The following is a 17,172-nucleotide window of genomic DNA, read 5'->3' as shown; positions in this document are numbered from 1 at the left end:
GTCTCCTTACTCGATGATGTCGCCACGGGTAATGAATTTGGCCAGTACGACCGTGCTGATAAACCCCATCAACGCAATGATCAGCGCCGCTTCGAAAAACAGGTTTGAGTCCAGCCACAGGCCAAACAGTACAATCAATGCGATCGCGTTGATGTTAAGGGTGTCCAGCGCCAGGATACGATCGGACTGATGTGGCCCTCGTACCAGCCGGATAAACGCCAGCAGCACGGCAATAGTACATAGAGCCAGGCAAATAGGAATCACAATGGTCAGCATGGAAATATCTCCATCAGCGGCTGCTCGTAACGCGTCTTGATACTTCTAATCAGCTGCGCGGGATCTTCTTCGTTGAGTGCATGAACCAGAATGAGGGAATGATCCTCATTGAGTTCAGCCGATACGGTTCCAGGCGTCAGCGAGATGATACTCATGAGCAGGGTAAGGCCAAGGTCATCCCGAATATCCACAGGTACCTCGACAAAGATGGGATTGAGCCGCCGTGTCGGCCCCAAGACCAGTACAGCTACCTGAATGTTAGCGACGAGTGCGTCCCTGGTAACTCTAAGAAGCAACTTAACTGTCAGCCAGCCGTGTTGGGGCCGCGCGTTCTCGAACCACATCCGGGTACATAATCGTGGAATAGCCCAGCCCAGGAAAAGGCCCATAATCCAGCTTCCCAGACTGATGCTGTTGACCAATAGCAACCAGAGCACTACCAGAACTGCGCTTAACCATGGATGCGGAAACAATCGGCTCATCGGCTACCCTCCTGTAATACAGCACTGGCGTAAGCCGCTGGAGACATGATTTGTTGGGCAGCCTGGTCAAGGTAAAGCGTCAGCGGTTTTGCGACGACTACCAACACGACACTGGTGGACATCAGCGTTATCACGGCTAACAGGCGCCAGCCATTTGCCCTCTCCTGCCCGGCGATGCCCTCACCGCCTCGCCAGAACACCGTACTGCCCGCCCGGCTTAATGCAATGACGAGGCCGAGACTGGAGATCAGCAGTACCGGCCAGAGCCAGCGCGCCTCCGAAAGTGGTGCAGACTTCAGGATCAGCAGTTTTCCAAAAAATCCTGAAAACGGCGGCAGGCCCGCTATGGACACCGCCCCAATGAAAAACAGGCTGCCCAGAAGCATGGGCTGTCGCAGGGCAGGCCCTTTCTCCAGTCGGGCCCCGGTTTCCCCTCGCTGCCTGGCGACCATATCACTGAGCAGGAAGAGCCCTCCGGTAATCCATGTGGTATGAATCAAGTAGAACAGACAAGCCGAGATCGATTCCACACGTCCAAGCGACATGCCAGCCAACAGCAGCCCCACCGATACCAGCACCAAATAAGCCACCAGTTCCTGAAGTTGGCGCGCCGCCAGGGCACCAATGGACCCCAAGGCAAGGGTCAGCAAGGCCAGAGGCCACAGCAAGGGTTGCGCCAGATGGGATAATGCTCCGGCATCAGGGCCGAACAGCAGCGCATAGATACGCAAAATCGAATATACACCGACCTTTGTCATCACGGCGAACAATGCAGCGACCGGAGCCGTTGCCCCTGCGTAGGCACGTGGTAGCCAGAAGTACAGAGGTAGCAGGGCCGCCTTGAGTGCAAAGACCAACAGTAGCAGGAACCCGGCGGCTGCAATCAGCGGGGCATCGCCCGGCCCTACCTGTGCGATGCGTTCAGACAGATGTGCCATATTCAGGGTGCCTAGCAGCCCATACAGCACGCCTACGGCCACCAGAAACAACGACGAGCCCAGGAGATTAAGCAGTATGTAGTGCAGGCCCGCACTTGTGCGCTCCTTGCCACCGCCGTGCAACAGCAGCGCGTAGGAGGCGATCAGCAGGATTTCGAAGAAGACATACAGATTGAACAGGTCGCCGGTAAGAAAGGCGCCATTCAGGCCGGCTACCTGAAACTGGAATAACGCATGAAAATTAGGGCCGCGAGCATCGTCGCCCTGGCAGGCATAGAGTATGGCACCACTCGCCAGAACCGATGTAATCAGCACCATAATCGCACTCAGCCGATCCAGCACCAGCAGAATGCCAAAGGGAGCCGGCCAGTTACCGAGGGTGTAGGTTACGATTTCATCGCGGGCAGCAACAGTGATCAGCCACGCTGACAGCGGGATCAGCAGGAAGGTAGCCAACGCTGAAAAGTACCGTTTGTTTTGCGATGTCATACTATTGAACAGTAACAGGGCCGCCCCGCTGAAAAGCGGCAGTAGAATCGGCAGGATGATCACATGACTCATTGTTCCTCTCCGTCCACGTGATCGTTTCCAAGTTCGCAAACCGCACGGATGGACAGCACCAGTACGAATGCTGTCATCGCAAAGCTGATGACGATGGCAGTCAGCACCAGCGCCTGGGGCAAGGGGTCAGCATAGGTCTGGCTTTGACCAATGATGGGAGCAGCACCGGTCGACAAGCGCCCCATGGCAAAAAGAAAAAGATTCACAGAATAAGTGATCAGGGTCATTCCCAGTACGACCGGGAACGTACGTCCACGTAGCATCAGATAAACACCGCTCGCTGTCAGCACACCCAAGGTGATGGCAAATAACAGTTCCATCAGGACACGCCCTCCTCTTGCGGTCGGCCGCTTGAGGCCAAATGCGCCAGTGTCAGCAACGAGGAGCCTACAACGGTTAGGTAGACGCCCAGATCAAACAGCATCGCGCTGGCCAGTTCGACGTCACCGATCACTGGAATATGCAGGTGCGTGAACCCAGAGGTTAGGAAGGGCTTGCCAAACAGCCATGCGACCAGCCCTGTCGCCCCGGCCAGCAAAATGCCGCTGCCTGCCAGGCGGCGATAATCGAGAGGCAAGCGTGCAGTCGTCCAACGAAGCCCACTGGCAATGTACTGCAGGATCAATGCTGCCGTTGTGATCAGGCCCGCTATAAAGCCGCCACCGGGCAGTTGATGGCCACGCAGAAATATAAAGACGGAAACCAGCAGGGCCAGCGGTAGTAGGAGCTTGGCCATAACCTTGAGCATCAGAGGGTGCCGATCACGTATCCAGGGGGACCCACCCAGCCCCCGCTCGGGAAGCTTAGGGTTTAGCCCGTCCAGCATGGCGTAGACGGCGATGCCGGTAATGGCCAGTACGCTGATTTCGCCCAGCGTATCGAACCCCCGAAAGTCCACTAGAATCACGTTGACGACGTTGCTGCCGCCGCCTTCCGGTACGCTCCGGTCCAGGAAGAACTGCGCAATGCTCTCGTAGGGCCGCGTCAATACCGCATAAGCCAACAAAGAAACCAATCCCCCGCATCCCACCGCCAGTAGGCCGTCCCGTCCTCTTCGCAGTGCGGAGGATTCACGCGGTGTATGCCAGGGCAGGAAGAACAGTGCCAGTACCAGCAGGACCGTGGTGACAACCTCAACCGACAACTGAGTCAATGCCAGATCAGGCGCCGAGAACCGGGCAAACAGCAGAGACACCATCAATCCGGCTACACTGCTAAAGACGATGGCTTGCAACCGCCGACGGTGGAACAAGACGACTGAAATCGAGGCGGCCATAAGAGTCACCAGCCCTGCCGAGGTAACCGGGTCGAGTGGAGTCATCGCCACCGGCCCCGTCACTACCTCGAGATCCCACAAGGCACTCCCGGTTACGAGCAGTACGCCTATCAGCATAAGCGTCATGTATCGTTGTAGCGAGCCGTTCTCTACACGTTCGGTAAACAGGACGGTCAGCCGGACCAGACACTGGATTGCGCCCTCGAACACATCCCGCGCTTCGGCATCAGGAAGTTGGTTATACAGGCGAAACAGGGGACGCCGCATTCCAAAGTACAGCAGTACGCCACCGCCCAGCGCAATGAGGCTCATGACAAGAGGCAGATTGAACCCATGCCAGAGGGCCAGACTGTATTCGGGTAACGGTCCGCCCAATGAAACCCGTGCCGCCAGAGCAAGTAGATCGCCTACGGTCTGCTCAGGCATCAGACCTACCAGGACACACAGCAAGACGAGGATATTGACCGGCGCGCGCATCCAGAACGGCGGCTCATGGGGTGGAAAGTGAGGCATTGCCGAGGGATCAGGCGTCTTGTCCAGAAACGCCTGATGAATGAAGCGTACGGAATATGCCATGGTGAGCAGATTGGCAATGGTGGAGACGACGGGAATGACCCAATTAAACGGACCCAGCAACCCTTGCTCCAGGGTCTCACTCAAAAACATTTCCTTGCTCAGGAAACCATTGAGTAACGGCACTCCTGCCATCGACAACGACGCGACGATTGCAAGCAATGCCGTATGCGGCATGTAACGGTAGAGCCCTCCCAGCCGACGCAGGTCACGCGTACCCGTCTCATGATCGATGATCCCGGCCGCCATGAACAGTGAGGCCTTGAACGTCGCATGGTTGATGGTGTGGAAAATGGCAGCTACCGAGCTCATGTCGGTATCCAGCCCGAACAGCAAAGTGATAAGACCGAGATGGCTGATGGTAGAATAGGCCAATAGCCCTTTAAGGTCTTGCTGAAAGAAGGCCATGGCTGACCCAAGCACCAGGGTAACCAACCCGGTAAGGCTGACGATATAGAACCACTCATCTGTACCCGAAATAGCCGGATACAGGCGTGCCATGAGATAAATGCCAGCCTTAACCATGGTGGCTGAGTGCAGATAGGCTGAAACAGGCGTGGGCGCTGCCATCGCGTGAGGAAGCCAGAAGTGGAATGGAAACTGGGCAGACTTGGTAAAGGCACCTAGCAGAATCAGCACCAGCATCAGCGGATAGAGAGGATGTTCGACGATACGTGAGCCGGAAACCAGGATCTGGCTCAGCTCGAAGCTGCCTGCAATGTGCCCCAGCAAAAGTATGCCTGCCAACAGGGCAAGCCCCCCGCCTGAAGTAATCGTCAGGGCCATTCGCGCCCCGCGTCGCGAGTCGGAGCGATGGGACCAGAAACCGATTAGCAGAAACGAGGAAAGACTGGTGATTTCCCAGAAGACGAGCATCAGCAGCACGTTTTCGGAAAGAACGACCCCCAGCATGGCTGCCATGAATAACAGCAGGTAGCTGTAGAATCGTCCAATGGCCTCCTCAGACGATAGGTAGTATCGCGCGTAGAGAATGACCAGAAGGCCGATCCCCAGAATCAGCAAGGCAAAAAGAAAACTCAGCCCGTCCAGACGAAGGCTCAGGTTGAAGCCCAGGTTTTCCAGCCATGTGTACGAAACAGTGATGGCGGCTCCCTCTGCCAACCTGGAGCGCAAATTCAACAGGATGAAGAAGGCAATCGCCGCGGGTATCGAGGCCGCAATGGCAGGCAGGCGTCGACCGCCCCGATCAAACACTACAGGTAACAGGCTGCCAAGCAGCGGCAGTACGACAATCAGCACCAGCATCATACGGTGCGCCTGCTCATCACAATGTAAACAATCATGGAATGCCTTCCGACTCCCCTATTCCAGATACAGGCTCGACTCCAACGAGCTCATTAGGGGGTGGGACAAGCGACCGTCGCGTTAGTGCGCTGCATAATGGCATTCAGACAGGCACATGATTGATGACAAGACGTTAACAATAGCCATCAGGCGATTGATACCCTTATCCGCTCCCGGGGGATCGTTCGTTACGATGGGGCTGTGTGCCTGCATCAACATCGTCCAGGCTCCAGCGGAAGCCCTCTATGCTTAATCACGCCTGCGCCGAAAACGCATGCAATGATCAATCAGTGGCTAAGAGAAGAAGGCGTTCGGGCTTGAGCTGTTGAAGACCCAATGTGTTTGAGCCTGCTGGTAACTGCCTCATAAGCCCTTCGTAACAATCCTGTTACGCCATGGTGACAGTGCTGGGTCAATGCGTAACGAAATCAGGAACAGCATCGGAACACCAAAACAGGCCAAACCTTCAAGTCACTGATTAATAAATATTTTTTAAAGTTGGCACGGCACCTGCTTTATTCTTGGTATAACAAGAACAACAAATAAAACAGATCACTTCAAAACAACAAAAACAAGATTGAAAGTGGCGAAGCGAACTGATCATTTTAGAACTTGTGAAGTGTCTAAAGTAATCCGTTCACTTAAAGACAACATAATGCATCCGAAGCATCCAGGGGTTGCTTAGGGCCATACAAGAAAAACAAAAGGCATCGTGCAGCATGGTTGAGAGGGAGCTTAGGCTCCCTTTGTGCTATTTGCAGTATCGTTCAGTCAATGAATAGTTCTGAGCACGTTGCCGGTTATCCAGCGCTAGGCAACCTGATGGAACGAAATCAATCCAGGCGGGTATAGATGTAGAGTGCGGAAATTGTTAACGCAAAAAGCATCGTTACAACGCTGAGGGTGCCAGACAGTGTAAGCGCCGAAACCCTGCTTATCAGTCCCAGCCAGTCTGCTACTATCAATCCTGTGGCCATGCACACCAAAAGAGCAACTACTCGCGCCAGCATCACATCACCTGCGTTTTGCTATTTGACCATTAAGGAGCATTGCGAGATGGCACGCAATGCTGGCATATAAGTGTCAAATTGCCTCCACAAGTTCACCAAGTCACAGACCGCTTGTCGACCTGATAGCAGTTAAGTGCACACACCTGTGACGGACTTCTCTTTTGTTGAACAGGCTTATCGCTGATGCCGTCCTCGACGCCATGATTCACCCACCAGGATGACCAGATAAATCGCCCATGCACTCAGCAGGACGAATACGTCTCGAGAGGACCAGTGAAGGGGATTGAAACCTTCTCGTACACCTTGAACCCCATAAAGAATCAACGCAACGACAACCGCGCTACGACAAAGCCGCGCAAACGTCATGACTGGCTCCTTAAAAATCTCTGAACACCGTGACTATAAAGTTTTCATCAGACCCATACAGTACACGAGCGTTGAAAGCAGTGGCTGGCCTGTCACCCAGTCCCAGCCAGAGCACGCTACCCACACATTCAGGTAACCATTTTTGATTTAACGCCTGTCAATCCTTGCAGCGCCGTTTCGTCCTTGTTTGCGAATCACTTGACGACCCACTGAAAAGGCGTACGGCTTAGGGTAAAATGACTACGTAATGTAAAAGCAGATCTTGATAATGATCACGGAGGATAACCGCAATGCTGTTTGCTCTGGGTACATTACTCTGCCTGAGCGGTGCAGGTTGCCTGGCATTCGACCCGCTGGACCCTATGCTTCAGCTTGAAGGATTAGCGTTGATAGGATTGGCGCTATTGATTGTTCGTGAGGGCATACTCGAACTTAACTGAGGTATCGCCTGTAGTTCTCACGATACCTTGCCCGCCTCGCTCCGGCATATCTGATGCACCAGCTCCCGTGGATACTCGTTGAGTTCCCACTCATCACAAATGTAAGCCAATACGCTGAGACCATCCTGCTCCAGCAATCGGAACGCTGAGAGTTCACCGCATCGATAGTCATAACAGGCCCAGCTGCCTGGGTGTTTCTGACAAAGCAGAAAAGCTCGCGAGACATTTATCTTCTGCGAAACCAGCAGAGCCTGCAGCGCGGCAGTATCAACCTCACCTGTGGATTCTGACGCTTCTGAGCCGGAACTGCGCACAACCATAATTGCGTTTTGCTCAAACCTGAAGACTTCGATGTCCGACTGAGCGGTGCGACTGTAAAGGGTCGGCTGGTCCGGATTCTCGGGCTTCAATGGCGCAGGCTGGATACTCATGGGTGGGCTCATATAAGGGATAGGCGTGTCGTTGCAGCACTTTGATCAAGCGCACCTGGGTAGCCGCGTGGAAAAGGCTGATCCATATCAACGAACTCTGGCATTTCCGTATCCAGACTGTACGCCGTGCTTTTCAGCCAGCCAATAATATATTTACATTTTTTTCACGAAATTTTCACGATGTGATCATGTCTAGCGATAAGGTCTGCCTGTTGTATCAGGGAGCAGTTTGGGTTCGGGTGGTGAAGTGAACTGAAAGGGAGCTAACAAGGTATGAGTCACTTTATTAGCAATACGTACGAGCTTTTAAAGGAGCCGGCCGGCCGGCTGATACTGGAGTGCCTGCAAAGCGTTGAAAGCTATGGTCGCTCCTGGCGCCTCGATAAAGGCTCGGTGTATGGAAATCGCCTGTCTACCCTGTTTTCTGCAAGCAAACCAGACGGCCAGGGCCGTGATCGGTTGATGGTCGTTGCCGTGGAGACCCCGACGTGCGACTGGACGGTTAGCTACCAGCTCTTTTAACGCTATTTGGCCCGAACGCAGGCCGATTCCCTGATACGCGACGCGTACCACGCTTTCGGTTGCCTGTCTTGCTTTGTCTATTACCCAATAGGTGGCTGAAAAAGAAAGCTCTTTTATGGGCTGGTATTATCAAACAAATTAAAATAAGGCTTGGAGATGTGTTTGTGCAGGAGGCCTAACGGCGACGTTTCTTAAACGGCTTGCAGCTAACTAGGGGGTGCCTGGCGTCTGAGCGGTACTTTCAGCGCCTTTTGAGGGAGCGGGCCGTAAGTCCCACGGGTGCGCGATATACGTATCGATTCGTCAGGACGATCCGTCTGCTGCGCTCCAGCCTCGCACGCATAATGTACCTGCAAATGCTACCCCTCCCCCTTTCGCCCGATTAAACCCGTAGCCTCCACATAAGTGATGCCTGCTTGGTATGGCGGCTCGGCAGTAAGACGCAAAACGGTACGTCACGCTACACATTAGTAGATGAGCCCGCTGCACAACATCACGTCGTTGCGGACGATTTGGAGGCTGTCAACGCGGGTCGGCAGCGAGGATCAAGTCCCATGGCAGCCAGGAACAATTCTTGCCACCCGAACGCTGCATTAATAAAGGCATGAGCTTGCTAGCGTGGCTCAAACGGTCACTTTTATTTTGGTTCGTCCAGGCAGTCCCATGATTACAATAGAAACGCCTACCTATTACACCGCTACCAAGAAATACAATCTGAGCTTCCCAACGCTCGATGCGGACATCGAAGCCGACGTCGTTGTGATCGGAGGCGGCTTTTCAGGAATCAATACCGCTCTTGAGCTAGCCGAGAAAGGCATCACCAATATCGTGGTGCTCGAAGGTCGTTACCTGGGCTTTGGCGGCACGGGCCGTAATGGCGGACAGATCATGGCGGGTATTGGTCATGACCTGGACAAGATCAAGAACCAGGTAGGTGAAGACGGCCTCAAGACTATTTTCGAGATCAGTGACAAAGGCGCTGACATCATCAAGGGCCGGATTCAGAAATACGATATCGATGCGGACTTCCATCATGGCTACGGCTACATGGGCTTTAGCGCACGCCAGGAAAAGACACTACGCACCTGGGAGAAAGAGTTCAAATCACTGAACTCCGGCCACGAGATTGCCTTGCTGACAGGCTCGGAAGTCCGCCGCATTATTGGATCGGAGGCCTACACCAGCGCCCTGTTGCACATGGGCGGCGGTCATGTTCACTCACTTAACCTGCTATTGGGCGAGGCCAAGGCGCTAGCCAGCTATGGCGTCAAGATCTTCGAGCACAGCCCTGCCCTTGCCGTTGAGTATGGTGAGCGGATCACTGTGCGCACCGGGCAGGGCTCTGTCAGGGCAAGCAAGCTGCTTTGGGCATGCGACAGTTTCCTCAACAAGCTGGAGCCGGAACTCCATACCAAAACGATCAACACCTATGCGTTCCAGCTCATGACCGAGCCGCTCTCGGATGAATTGATCGAACGCATCAGCCCGATCCGTGGGGCCTACAGCGATATCCGCCCGGTCATTGACTATTACCGCGTTACGGCCGAAAACCGGTTGCTATTTGGCGCTGCTACGCCTTATCTCGACTATATCCCCAAAGACCTGAAGGCCTGGAATCGCAACCTGATGCTCAAGATCTTCCCGTACCTCAAGGACGTGAAGATCGATCTGGCCTGGGGTGGCCCGATGGCATGTGGTGCCAATCTATTCCCCCAGATCGGCACCTTGTCCGGCCGACCCAATGCGTTCTACGTACAGGGCTATTCAGGCTTCGGCGTAACGCCAAGCCACATTATCTGCAAGGTTCTGGCTGAGGGCATGAGCGAAGGCTCTGCCCGCTACGACCTGATCAGCTCGGTTCGCCATAGCAACATCATAGGCAAGGACCATTTCCGCCCGGTTATCTGCAGCCTGGGCAAGATCATGCATCAGAGCGCCGGCTACATGACAGGCCGCCGCTGATATTTTCCCTTAACGAAAAGGATCATTTCATGTCGTTATTCACTGTTAAACAAGGCACCGCACTGACCGATCTTGAAGCCTGGGGCACCGTGGCGGATCTGGGTTCGGAAATCCTGGAAGGCGACGGCAAGTGCTTTGGCAAGATGACCTTTGGTGCGCCGACCGACCCGGTCAGCTCTGCTTATTTTGGTACCACTAAAAGCAAGTTCCGAATGGTGTACCCGTTCAATGAGCAGGCAACGGTTGTTTATGGTGAGGTCATCCTGACTGACGAATCCACAGGCAAAAGTACCCATTACAAGACCGGAGATAGCTGGTCTGTCACCAAGGGCACACCTGTCCTGTGGGAAATCATCAGTGATGGGTTTGTCAAACACTACCTCGCGGCTGCATAAATCAGAGCCTAGGCAGACCTTCGTCATGATGCCAGCCACTGAAGGCAAACAGCGATGCCTACAGGCGGTAACGCGAATCGTACCGGCTTCCTCTGCCGTGCTCTATCAGGTAAATCAGCAGCTTGAGGCTCACCACTACGAGCTGCTGACCATGACGCCTCAGGTACATCAGTGCTACCTGGACGTCTACCGCGAATTTGATCCGTTGCGGCCCATCTGCTGTCACGAACTGGGATTGGCAGTCGTTCCCCTCAGCGTGGCAGCGACTCGGCAAGAAGCACATCGCTCGCGCCGATACGCCACCTTTCTCGATACCTACTCCATTTGCGATGTCATCGAAATCCTGACCTATCAGGCCGGACGGCCGGCATTTGGTATCTCGCTTCTGCGCACACGGGCACTAGGCGCATTTACAGCCGAAGAGATAGAGCGGCTGACAGGCCTGCAAAGTCTACTGGAGCTTACGCTGCCGTTGGCCTTCATCCATGAACCTTGCGAGACAGCCCGCCTGACCAGCCTGACGCCTCGAGAGCAGGACATTGCGTTGGCACTCAAAGACGGCCTGAGCAACAAGGCGCTTGCGCGGCATCTGGATATGGGACTGCCGACCGTTAAAACGCACCTGAATAACCTGTATCGCAAGTTCAACGTCACGAACCGCACTGAGTTGATCCGGCACCTGTTTCTGTGAGCTTTCTCCTGGCGACCTCAACCATCTGGTTGATACCGGGCGCCAGGCCGCTGGTGGATGATGACCTCACCTATCAAACGGAGTGTATGACATGACCCAACAACAGGACTGGATCACCGTAGGCGCACTGGCCGATGGCTTCAACCTCGATAACTACACGTTGCCTGTCTCGAACGACCTCAACGGCAGGACGCTAGTGCTCGACGGCCCGTCCGGCGAATCCATTACCTACCGCTTCAGCCAAAATGCGGTTGGCTGGTCCTCAGCAGACCACTCGATATCTCACGAGGCGGCCTCTCGTGTCACTTCCATCCGGGAAGGGATCTACCTGATCGACTTCCTTCAGCAGACCGACACCTCCACTGCCTCGATCAGCCTCGTGCTGGACGTGAAGCAAGGCGTTTTCACGCGGGTCTACGGGCAGCTCCCAACGCAGGATGATCAGCGCAGCGATCTGTTCAGGTGTGCCTTGTCGGGCCAGGATCTGACGCCAGTCTCGGCGCAGTTCACTCATGGGACGATACAGGGCCTTTATTCAGGTACATCACCGTCGGAAGCGAATCACCCACATCAGCCGACCCACGAACTGGTCGGCATCCGCAACTGCTACGCCTACAGTCCTCATGAGGTTTATGAACACATCTATCTCAACGAAAACCTCTACAGCTGGCATTGCCTGAGTGGCGTTGAACGTGGGCTGGCCGATACGGACCGCTGCCATTATTTCAAGCTGGAGAACGAGCTCTATCTGTTCGTATGGCGGGAAAAGATCATTCCTACGCTCGGGCTGGTGCTGATCGACCTGAAGCAACACCGCAGCGACGGAAAGATTTGCGGCCATACGGGTGATGATCTAGGGCAGTGGTCGAACTTCCCGGTTGGCTCATTCAGCAGAATCCTCAACACAACCGAGTACCCAGGCCATGAATGAAGTGAAAACCTACGTAATCACCGGGGCCGGTAGCGGTATCGGTGAGGCATGCGCCTATCGCCTTGCCGATGAAGGCGCCCAGCTTGTACTCATTGGTCGCCGTCGGGAACCGCTGGAGGAGGTAGCCGCTCGTACAGGTGGGCTGGTACTGACGGGTAATGCGGCCAGCAGTGCGGATTGGTAGACGTTCATCCCTCGGATCATCGAGCGCTTCGGCAGAATCGATGGCCTTGTGGCGTCAGCGGGCGGTCTGGGCCAGGGCACCGCACTTGAGACCAGCGACACCCGATGGCAGCAGGCGATGCAAAGCAATCTGGACACCGCTTTCTACAGCGTCAGGGCGTGCCTGCCCTCACTGATCGAGCGACGGGGCGCTGTCGTGCTGCTGGGCTCTATCGCCTCGCTGGCCGCAGGAGGGGGAGTTTGCAGCTATACCACCGCCAAACATGCCTTGATCGGCTTGACCCGCTCACTCGCCAAGGATTATGGCCCTGCCGGCGTCCACGTCAATGCGGTCTGCCCAGGTTGGGTGAAAACGCCGATGGCCGACGAAGAGATGCAGCCGCTGATGCAGCATTACGGCGAAAGTCTTGAGGCGGCGTATAGCCGGGTAACCCGCGATGTCCCTCTTCGCCGCCCCGCCACATCAGCGGAGATCGCTGAAGTCTGCCGGTTTCTGCTTTCTCCTGAAGCCTCGATCATCACAGGCGCTTCAATCGTGGCGGACGGTGGATCCAGCATCGTCGATGTGCCCACGCTTGCCTACGAGCACCTGTAAGGCCAGCCACGCCAGCGCAACAGCCAACGTAAACACAGGCCCAGTGGCGGGCCTACTTTCATTCGACATAACCGCAGGAGCAGGATGATGCAGGATCAGACATCAGCAGGATCGATACACGACTTTACCGGCAAGGTCGTTCTCGTCACCGGGGGCGGCCAAGGCATCGGGCGAGGAATTGTCGAGCACTTTGCCGGAGCTGGCGCACAGGTCGTCATTGCCGACCTCAATGCGGAGAACGCAGCAGCGGTCGCGCAGGGATTGCAAAAGGAAGGAAGACACGTGACCGCCCATCCGGTAGACCTGGCCGAGCGCGATCAGATCAGGACACTCATGGAAACCGTCAAGCAAATCTACGGCCGGCTGGATGCCCTGGTACACAACGCCGGCTACTTTCCACTAACTCCGTTCGCCGATATTACACCTGAAGTGCTGGAGCGTACCCTGGCCGTCAATCTGTCATCCCTGTTCTGGCTGACGCAGCAGGCATTGCCACTGTTCCGGCTACAGGGCGAGGGATGTGTACTGGTTACGTCTTCTGTGACAGGACCTCGAGTCGCTTATCCCGGACTCTGTCATTACGCGGCGGCCAAGGCTGGCGTGAACGGATTCATTCGTAATGCCGCCTTGGAACTGGCACCTCATAACGTTCGGGTGAATGGCGTCGAGCCGGGGATGATCCAGACACCTGCCATGGACAACTTGGGCGACAGCGACGTCACCCGACAAATCAGGGCCAGTATCCCGCTCGGGCGTCTTGGTCAGCCATCCGACATTGCCAGTGCGATGCTGTTTCTGGCCTCAGAGGCCGCCTCGTTCATTACAGGGCAGACTCTGGTTGTTGACGGTGGCATGACGCTGCCTGAATCCAAGATGGCCCTGGTGTGAACGCGCTACCAAATAGCCATTTTTGGCACATCTACATCTGAATGGTACGTTGAGGAACAGAACTTGCCTCAGTACGTAGGAAAGGCCTTTAACGAGCAGAAAGGTTTCCAAAATGCACCAAGACATCAAGGCTGCGTTACCGGTAAAGGCTCGAATGCATCACACCCATACTCAGGACGTATCGGAGCACTCCCACGCCATGACAGGCTGGGCATTGCATTATGACCAGGTCTCGTCTGGACGCTTCGAGGGCGAACTGATCGATATCCAGCTGGACTGGATGCATCTGACCCGCGATCGGTGCAATCAGGCATTGCGCAAGAACGGCTCGGCATGGCCAGGTGCGATTACATTCAGCCTGCCCCTCAACGAAGCGTGCGAGCTTCATTGCGCCGGACACTCGTTGAGAGAAGCCAGCCTGTTGGTCGCCCGCGGCGCTCACCTGCCAGAGTTGCAGACGCCTGCCAATCTCGACCTGCTATGCATCACCGTTGCAGAGGCCGAGCTGCTTCCCATACTAGAGCAGCAACAGAGCCCGTTCACACTTGACGACTTGCCGAAGTGTTACCGTCTCCGCCCCCATCAACGTTACAGCGAGTTCGTCAGGTTGCTTGACGACATCGCAAATACGCAAAGCCAGAGTCAAGGCCTCTTGAAGCACGAGGCTATCCGAAACGGTATCCGGGAAACCGTTCTGTTGCACCTTCTGGATCTGCTCGATGCTGGCGAAGAGGTTCCGGCACTGACTCCCACAGCCCGCAAGCGGATGGTAGACCGAGCCCGCGAGTATGCGCTTTCGTGTCAGGAAACGCCGCCTTCGATTTTGGAACTCTGTAACCGCATCGGCGCCAGCCGACGCAAACTGCAGTACTGTTTTCAGGAGGCGTTGGGCGTCAACCCGACCACTTATCTGCGTACGCTGCGCCTGAATGCGGCGCACCGTGCGCTTTGTCACAGTGACGGCACGGTTTCGGTGCAGGACGTAGCAGCCCAATGGGGCTTTTGGCACCTGAGCCGCTTTGCCAACGACTACGCTAAATTGTTTGGCGAAAAACCATCCGCCACTTTACGCCGTGTTCGTGAAGACTATATGACCAGTTTTGCCAAATCCGGATAACAACCCTCGCTTGACCTCCCCCACCCTAAGAAAAAACAAAGGGAGAGGTTTCGATGTACGAAGCATATAAGATCACAACAATTAGCTCCGTATTTTTAGCCACTTTATTTCTGACTCATCCCGCCCAGGCGACTGAGGGCGGAGCCCCTACAACAGCCTTTGGTGTCTATGATTTTGGCGCCGGGTTCACACCGCCGCCGTCGCCAACAGGCACCGTTGGCCTGCGTACCAACTACTACTGGGCCAATACTGTCAAAGACCGCCACGGCCGAGACAACGGGACTGATTTTTCCCTTGGCGTCCTCTCACTCGGCCTGGCTTATATCCGCATGACCGATACCGAACTGCTGGGTGCAAAATACGGGTTTGGTGTGATCGCGCCTTTTTTCGACATAGACGCTGATCTCAAGGTCAAGGTGGGCGGCACCACCGTCTTTTCGGACAGCACTCACGTATTCCGGCAGGCGGACCTGCAGGTGTTGCCACTGATTCTACAATGGACGCCCTCACGTAATCTTGGTATCAACGCGCAGTTCCAGATTCAGGCACCCACCGGCGATTACGACAAGAACCGTCTGGTCAGCCCCGGCCTCAACCACTGGACGTTTTCACCTATCGTCAACGCCACCTATATCAGTGATTCAGGATTCGAGGTGTCATCCAGCTTCGAGCTGGACGTGAACACCCGTAACCATTCTACGGATTACAAGAGCGGAACTGAGTACCGCCACGAGTTCGCAGTGGGCCAGCATTTCGGGCCTTGGACAGCCGGTATTGGCGGTTACTACTACCGCCAGCTCAGCGACGATGACGCACCCAACCTTACCTACGGTAACCGCGCCCGGGTACTGGCCATCGGACCTGCAGTGAGCTTTTTCCAGCCGGGGCTGCCACCTGTCTGGGTGCATGCTTACAAGGAATTCGACGCCCGTAGCCGTACCGAGGGTTATGCCGTCGCCGTGCGTTTTTCCCACAGTTTCTGAGGAATTACCATGTCCCAGTTCTATCTAGAAGGCCGGCATACTGCTGGTCGCGCGCAGGGCGCTGTCCTTATGCTTGGTAGCAGCCTGACAATCATGGGCTCCGTGATGGTCGCGCCGGTTCTACCCAAGATTGCCGCAGAATTCGGGCCGGTAGAGCCCCAGACGAGCGTTCTCATACCACTGGCCATTACGGGGCCGGCACTGGCCATTGCGCTTTGCGCACCGCTGGCCGGTTGGCTGGCCGACCGGCTCGGACGCAAACGTCTGCTGATTCTGGCGACACTGGTCTATGCACTTTGCGGCGCCACACCTGCATTTTTGGACAGCCTGAAAGGAATTGTTGGTCTGCGACTGCTCTTTGGCTGTGCCGAGGCGGCAGTCATGACTTGCTGCGTCACGCTCATCGCCGATTACTGGCATGGCGAACAACGCATGCGCTACGTAAACGGGCAAGTCATCACGATTGGTCTGGTAGGCTCGATCTTCTTTGCCATCGGTGGCGCACTGGGGGAACACTCCTGGCGAACACCGTTTCTGCTGTACCTGCTTCCCCTCCTGCTTGTCCCGGCCATGCTCAAGCTGCTCTGGGAGCCCGAGGCTCATCATGCCCGGGCAATGCATTCAACCGAGCCTGGGCAGTCCTCCCTTCCGCCGTTAATCATCAACTATCTATTGGTGTTCTTTGGCATGGTGCTGAGTTTCATCGTCCCAGTCCAAAGCCCCACCCTGCTGGTCGGGCTGGGGGTTACGTCCAGTACGCTGATCGGGCTGTGCGCAGGGCTGGGGCTTCTCACTTCACTGGGAGGCTCGCTGCTCTGGCCCTTCGTTCGTCGACGTGTAGGGCTCGCGGGGTGCAATGTGCTGCTGCTACTGCTCATGGCCAGCGGACTGTGGCTACTCATTACCGCCCACACCTATTACCAGGTTCTGCTCGCCGTGACGATTCACGGTCTGGGCGCCGGCATGCTGGTTCCCAATTCCATGGCACCGGTGATGAATGCTCTGAGCGCGACCGCCCGTGGCCGGGGACTCGGTATCTTCACCGCCTGCCTGTACCTGGGCCAGTTCTCAAGCCCACTGATCGTCATTGCTCTGCTTGGCCAAACCGGTGATCTGCACCATGCCATTGGCCTGCTTGCCATCGCCAGCGCCATCACCGCGCTTGTGTGGGCGCTGCTCAGCTTCCTGCGCCGTGGAATCACCAGCCCGGCCCGCTCCACCCATCCCTGAATTCAGTTACAAGGAGC

Annotated in this window: 17 protein-coding genes and 1 pseudogene; 11 read left to right on the top strand and 7 right to left on the bottom strand. The window is 55.7% G+C overall.

What is annotated here, in order from left to right:
• Window positions 1–6: 6 nt before the first annotated feature.
• The 6 genes from HMPREF1487_RS22445 to HMPREF1487_RS22420 form a co-directional block, all read right to left on the bottom strand.
• Complete coding sequence (locus HMPREF1487_RS22445; protein ID WP_010799055.1) at window positions 7–276, bottom strand: K+/H+ antiporter subunit F; 270 nt, start codon at window positions 274–276, stop codon at window positions 7–9.
• Window positions 270–758, bottom strand: coding sequence for a Na+/H+ antiporter subunit E (locus HMPREF1487_RS22440; protein WP_010799054.1), 489 nt, complete (start codon window positions 756–758; stop codon window positions 270–272). The genes HMPREF1487_RS22445 and HMPREF1487_RS22440 overlap by 7 nt, the downstream gene beginning before the upstream one ends.
• Entirely contained in the window at window positions 755–2,257 is a 1,503-nt protein-coding gene (locus tag HMPREF1487_RS22435; protein WP_010799053.1) for a monovalent cation/H+ antiporter subunit D, read from the bottom strand. The genes HMPREF1487_RS22440 and HMPREF1487_RS22435 overlap by 4 nt, the downstream gene beginning before the upstream one ends.
• Window positions 2,254–2,577 carry a Na+/H+ antiporter subunit C gene (locus HMPREF1487_RS22430; RefSeq protein WP_010799052.1) on the bottom strand — a complete coding sequence of 108 codons (324 nt, stop codon included), beginning with the start codon at window positions 2,575–2,577 and terminating at the stop codon, window positions 2,254–2,256. The genes HMPREF1487_RS22435 and HMPREF1487_RS22430 overlap by 4 nt, the downstream gene beginning before the upstream one ends.
• Entirely contained in the window at window positions 2,577–5,375 is a 2,799-nt protein-coding gene (locus HMPREF1487_RS22425; RefSeq protein ID WP_010799051.1) for a monovalent cation/H+ antiporter subunit A, read from the bottom strand. The genes HMPREF1487_RS22430 and HMPREF1487_RS22425 overlap by 1 nt, the downstream gene beginning before the upstream one ends.
• 1,220 nt (window positions 5,376–6,595) lie before the next feature.
• Entirely contained in the window at window positions 6,596–6,787 is a 192-nt protein-coding gene (locus HMPREF1487_RS22420; RefSeq protein WP_010799048.1) for a hypothetical protein, read from the bottom strand.
• Window positions 6,788–7,077: 290 nt separating this feature from the next.
• Between HMPREF1487_RS22420 and HMPREF1487_RS27470 the strand changes: the two genes are divergently transcribed.
• Entirely contained in the window at window positions 7,078–7,227 is a 150-nt protein-coding gene (locus HMPREF1487_RS27470) for a hypothetical protein (protein ID WP_010799047.1), read from the top strand.
• 17 nt (window positions 7,228–7,244) lie between these two features.
• On the opposite strand, the gene HMPREF1487_RS22415 is transcribed toward HMPREF1487_RS27470, so the two are convergent.
• Window positions 7,245–7,658, bottom strand: a complete 414-nt coding sequence (locus HMPREF1487_RS22415) for a hypothetical protein (RefSeq protein WP_010799046.1) — start codon at window positions 7,656–7,658, stop codon at window positions 7,245–7,247.
• Window positions 7,659–7,931: 273 nt separating this feature from the next.
• Between HMPREF1487_RS22415 and HMPREF1487_RS22410 the strand changes: the two genes are divergently transcribed.
• The 10 genes and pseudogenes from HMPREF1487_RS22410 to HMPREF1487_RS22365 all read left to right on the top strand — a co-directional run bounded on the left by HMPREF1487_RS22410 (window position 7,932) and on the right by HMPREF1487_RS22365 (window position 17,155).
• Window positions 7,932–8,180 carry a hypothetical protein gene (locus HMPREF1487_RS22410; RefSeq protein ID WP_010799045.1) on the top strand — a complete coding sequence of 83 codons (249 nt, stop codon included), beginning with the start codon at window positions 7,932–7,934 and terminating at the stop codon, window positions 8,178–8,180.
• 663 nt (window positions 8,181–8,843) lie between these two features.
• On the top strand, window positions 8,844–10,142 hold the full coding sequence (locus HMPREF1487_RS22405) for an NAD(P)/FAD-dependent oxidoreductase (protein WP_010799044.1): 1,299 nt from the start codon (window positions 8,844–8,846) through the stop codon (window positions 10,140–10,142).
• A gap of 29 nt (window positions 10,143–10,171) precedes the next feature.
• Window positions 10,172–10,537 (top strand): cupin domain-containing protein, encoded by a 366-nt coding sequence (locus tag HMPREF1487_RS22400; protein ID WP_010799043.1) that lies wholly within the window; start codon window positions 10,172–10,174, stop codon window positions 10,535–10,537.
• A gap of 25 nt (window positions 10,538–10,562) precedes the next feature.
• Window positions 10,563–11,228, top strand: a complete 666-nt coding sequence (locus HMPREF1487_RS22395; protein ID WP_010799042.1) for a helix-turn-helix transcriptional regulator — start codon at window positions 10,563–10,565, stop codon at window positions 11,226–11,228.
• Window positions 11,229–11,319: 91 nt separating this feature from the next.
• Window positions 11,320–12,159, top strand: a complete 840-nt coding sequence (locus tag HMPREF1487_RS22390) for a MoaF C-terminal domain-containing protein (protein WP_010799041.1) — start codon at window positions 11,320–11,322, stop codon at window positions 12,157–12,159.
• Window positions 12,152–12,937 (top strand): annotated as a pseudogene (locus tag HMPREF1487_RS22385) (SDR family NAD(P)-dependent oxidoreductase). The gene HMPREF1487_RS22390 and the pseudogene HMPREF1487_RS22385 overlap by 8 nt, the downstream one beginning before the upstream one ends.
• Window positions 12,938–13,024: 87 nt before the next feature.
• The gene (locus tag HMPREF1487_RS22380; RefSeq protein ID WP_010799038.1) at window positions 13,025–13,825 is read left to right on the top strand and encodes an SDR family oxidoreductase; all 801 of its coding nucleotides are present in this window, start codon (window positions 13,025–13,027) and stop codon (window positions 13,823–13,825) included.
• 112 nt (window positions 13,826–13,937) lie between these two features.
• Window positions 13,938–14,942, top strand: a complete 1,005-nt coding sequence (locus HMPREF1487_RS22375; protein ID WP_010799037.1) for a helix-turn-helix domain-containing protein — start codon at window positions 13,938–13,940, stop codon at window positions 14,940–14,942.
• Between the two features lie 53 nt (window positions 14,943–14,995).
• The gene (locus HMPREF1487_RS22370; RefSeq protein ID WP_010799036.1) at window positions 14,996–15,925 is read left to right on the top strand and encodes a SphA family protein; all 930 of its coding nucleotides are present in this window, start codon (window positions 14,996–14,998) and stop codon (window positions 15,923–15,925) included.
• Between the two features lie 9 nt (window positions 15,926–15,934).
• Window positions 15,935–17,155: an MFS transporter gene (locus HMPREF1487_RS22365; protein WP_010799035.1), complete on the top strand. Its 1,221-nt coding sequence runs from the start codon at window positions 15,935–15,937 to the stop codon at window positions 17,153–17,155.
• Window positions 17,156–17,172 lie beyond the last annotated feature (17 nt).

This window comes from Pseudomonas sp. HPB0071 (genome assembly GCF_000478505.2).
Lineage (GTDB): Bacteria > Pseudomonadota > Gammaproteobacteria > Pseudomonadales > Pseudomonadaceae > Chryseomonas > Chryseomonas luteola.
This window is presented reverse-complemented; position numbering and strand designations above follow the sequence as displayed.

What these genes read in the sequence shown, in the direction of transcription:
- HMPREF1487_RS22365 (WP_010799035.1), top strand. Translation starts at nt 15,935, where the DNA reads ATGTCCCAGTTCTATCTAGAAGGCCGGCATACTGCTGGTCGCGCGCAG.
- HMPREF1487_RS22430 (WP_010799052.1), bottom strand. Translation starts at nt 2,577, where the DNA reads ATGGAACTGTTATTTGCCATCACCTTGGGTGTGCTGACAGCGAGCGGT.
- HMPREF1487_RS22390 (WP_010799041.1), top strand. Translation starts at nt 11,320, where the DNA reads ATGACCCAACAACAGGACTGGATCACCGTAGGCGCACTGGCCGATGGC.
- HMPREF1487_RS22445 (WP_010799055.1), bottom strand. Translation starts at nt 276, where the DNA reads ATGCTGACCATTGTGATTCCTATTTGCCTGGCTCTATGTACTATTGCC.
- HMPREF1487_RS22370 (WP_010799036.1), top strand. Translation starts at nt 14,996, where the DNA reads ATGTACGAAGCATATAAGATCACAACAATTAGCTCCGTATTTTTAGCC.
- HMPREF1487_RS22375 (WP_010799037.1), top strand. Translation starts at nt 13,938, where the DNA reads ATGCACCAAGACATCAAGGCTGCGTTACCGGTAAAGGCTCGAATGCAT.
- HMPREF1487_RS22415 (WP_010799046.1), bottom strand. Translation starts at nt 7,658, where the DNA reads ATGAGTATCCAGCCTGCGCCATTGAAGCCCGAGAATCCGGACCAGCCG.
- HMPREF1487_RS22440 (WP_010799054.1), bottom strand. Translation starts at nt 758, where the DNA reads ATGAGCCGATTGTTTCCGCATCCATGGTTAAGCGCAGTTCTGGTAGTG.
- HMPREF1487_RS22420 (WP_010799048.1), bottom strand. Translation starts at nt 6,787, where the DNA reads ATGACGTTTGCGCGGCTTTGTCGTAGCGCGGTTGTCGTTGCGTTGATT.
- HMPREF1487_RS22395 (WP_010799042.1), top strand. Translation starts at nt 10,563, where the DNA reads ATGATGCCAGCCACTGAAGGCAAACAGCGATGCCTACAGGCGGTAACG.
- HMPREF1487_RS22410 (WP_010799045.1), top strand. Translation starts at nt 7,932, where the DNA reads ATGAGTCACTTTATTAGCAATACGTACGAGCTTTTAAAGGAGCCGGCC.
- HMPREF1487_RS22405 (WP_010799044.1), top strand. Translation starts at nt 8,844, where the DNA reads ATGATTACAATAGAAACGCCTACCTATTACACCGCTACCAAGAAATAC.
- HMPREF1487_RS22400 (WP_010799043.1), top strand. Translation starts at nt 10,172, where the DNA reads ATGTCGTTATTCACTGTTAAACAAGGCACCGCACTGACCGATCTTGAA.
- HMPREF1487_RS22380 (WP_010799038.1), top strand. Translation starts at nt 13,025, where the DNA reads ATGCAGGATCAGACATCAGCAGGATCGATACACGACTTTACCGGCAAG.
- HMPREF1487_RS22425 (WP_010799051.1), bottom strand. Translation starts at nt 5,375, where the DNA reads ATGATGCTGGTGCTGATTGTCGTACTGCCGCTGCTTGGCAGCCTGTTA.
- HMPREF1487_RS27470 (WP_010799047.1), top strand. Translation starts at nt 7,078, where the DNA reads ATGCTGTTTGCTCTGGGTACATTACTCTGCCTGAGCGGTGCAGGTTGC.
- HMPREF1487_RS22435 (WP_010799053.1), bottom strand. Translation starts at nt 2,257, where the DNA reads ATGAGTCATGTGATCATCCTGCCGATTCTACTGCCGCTTTTCAGCGGG.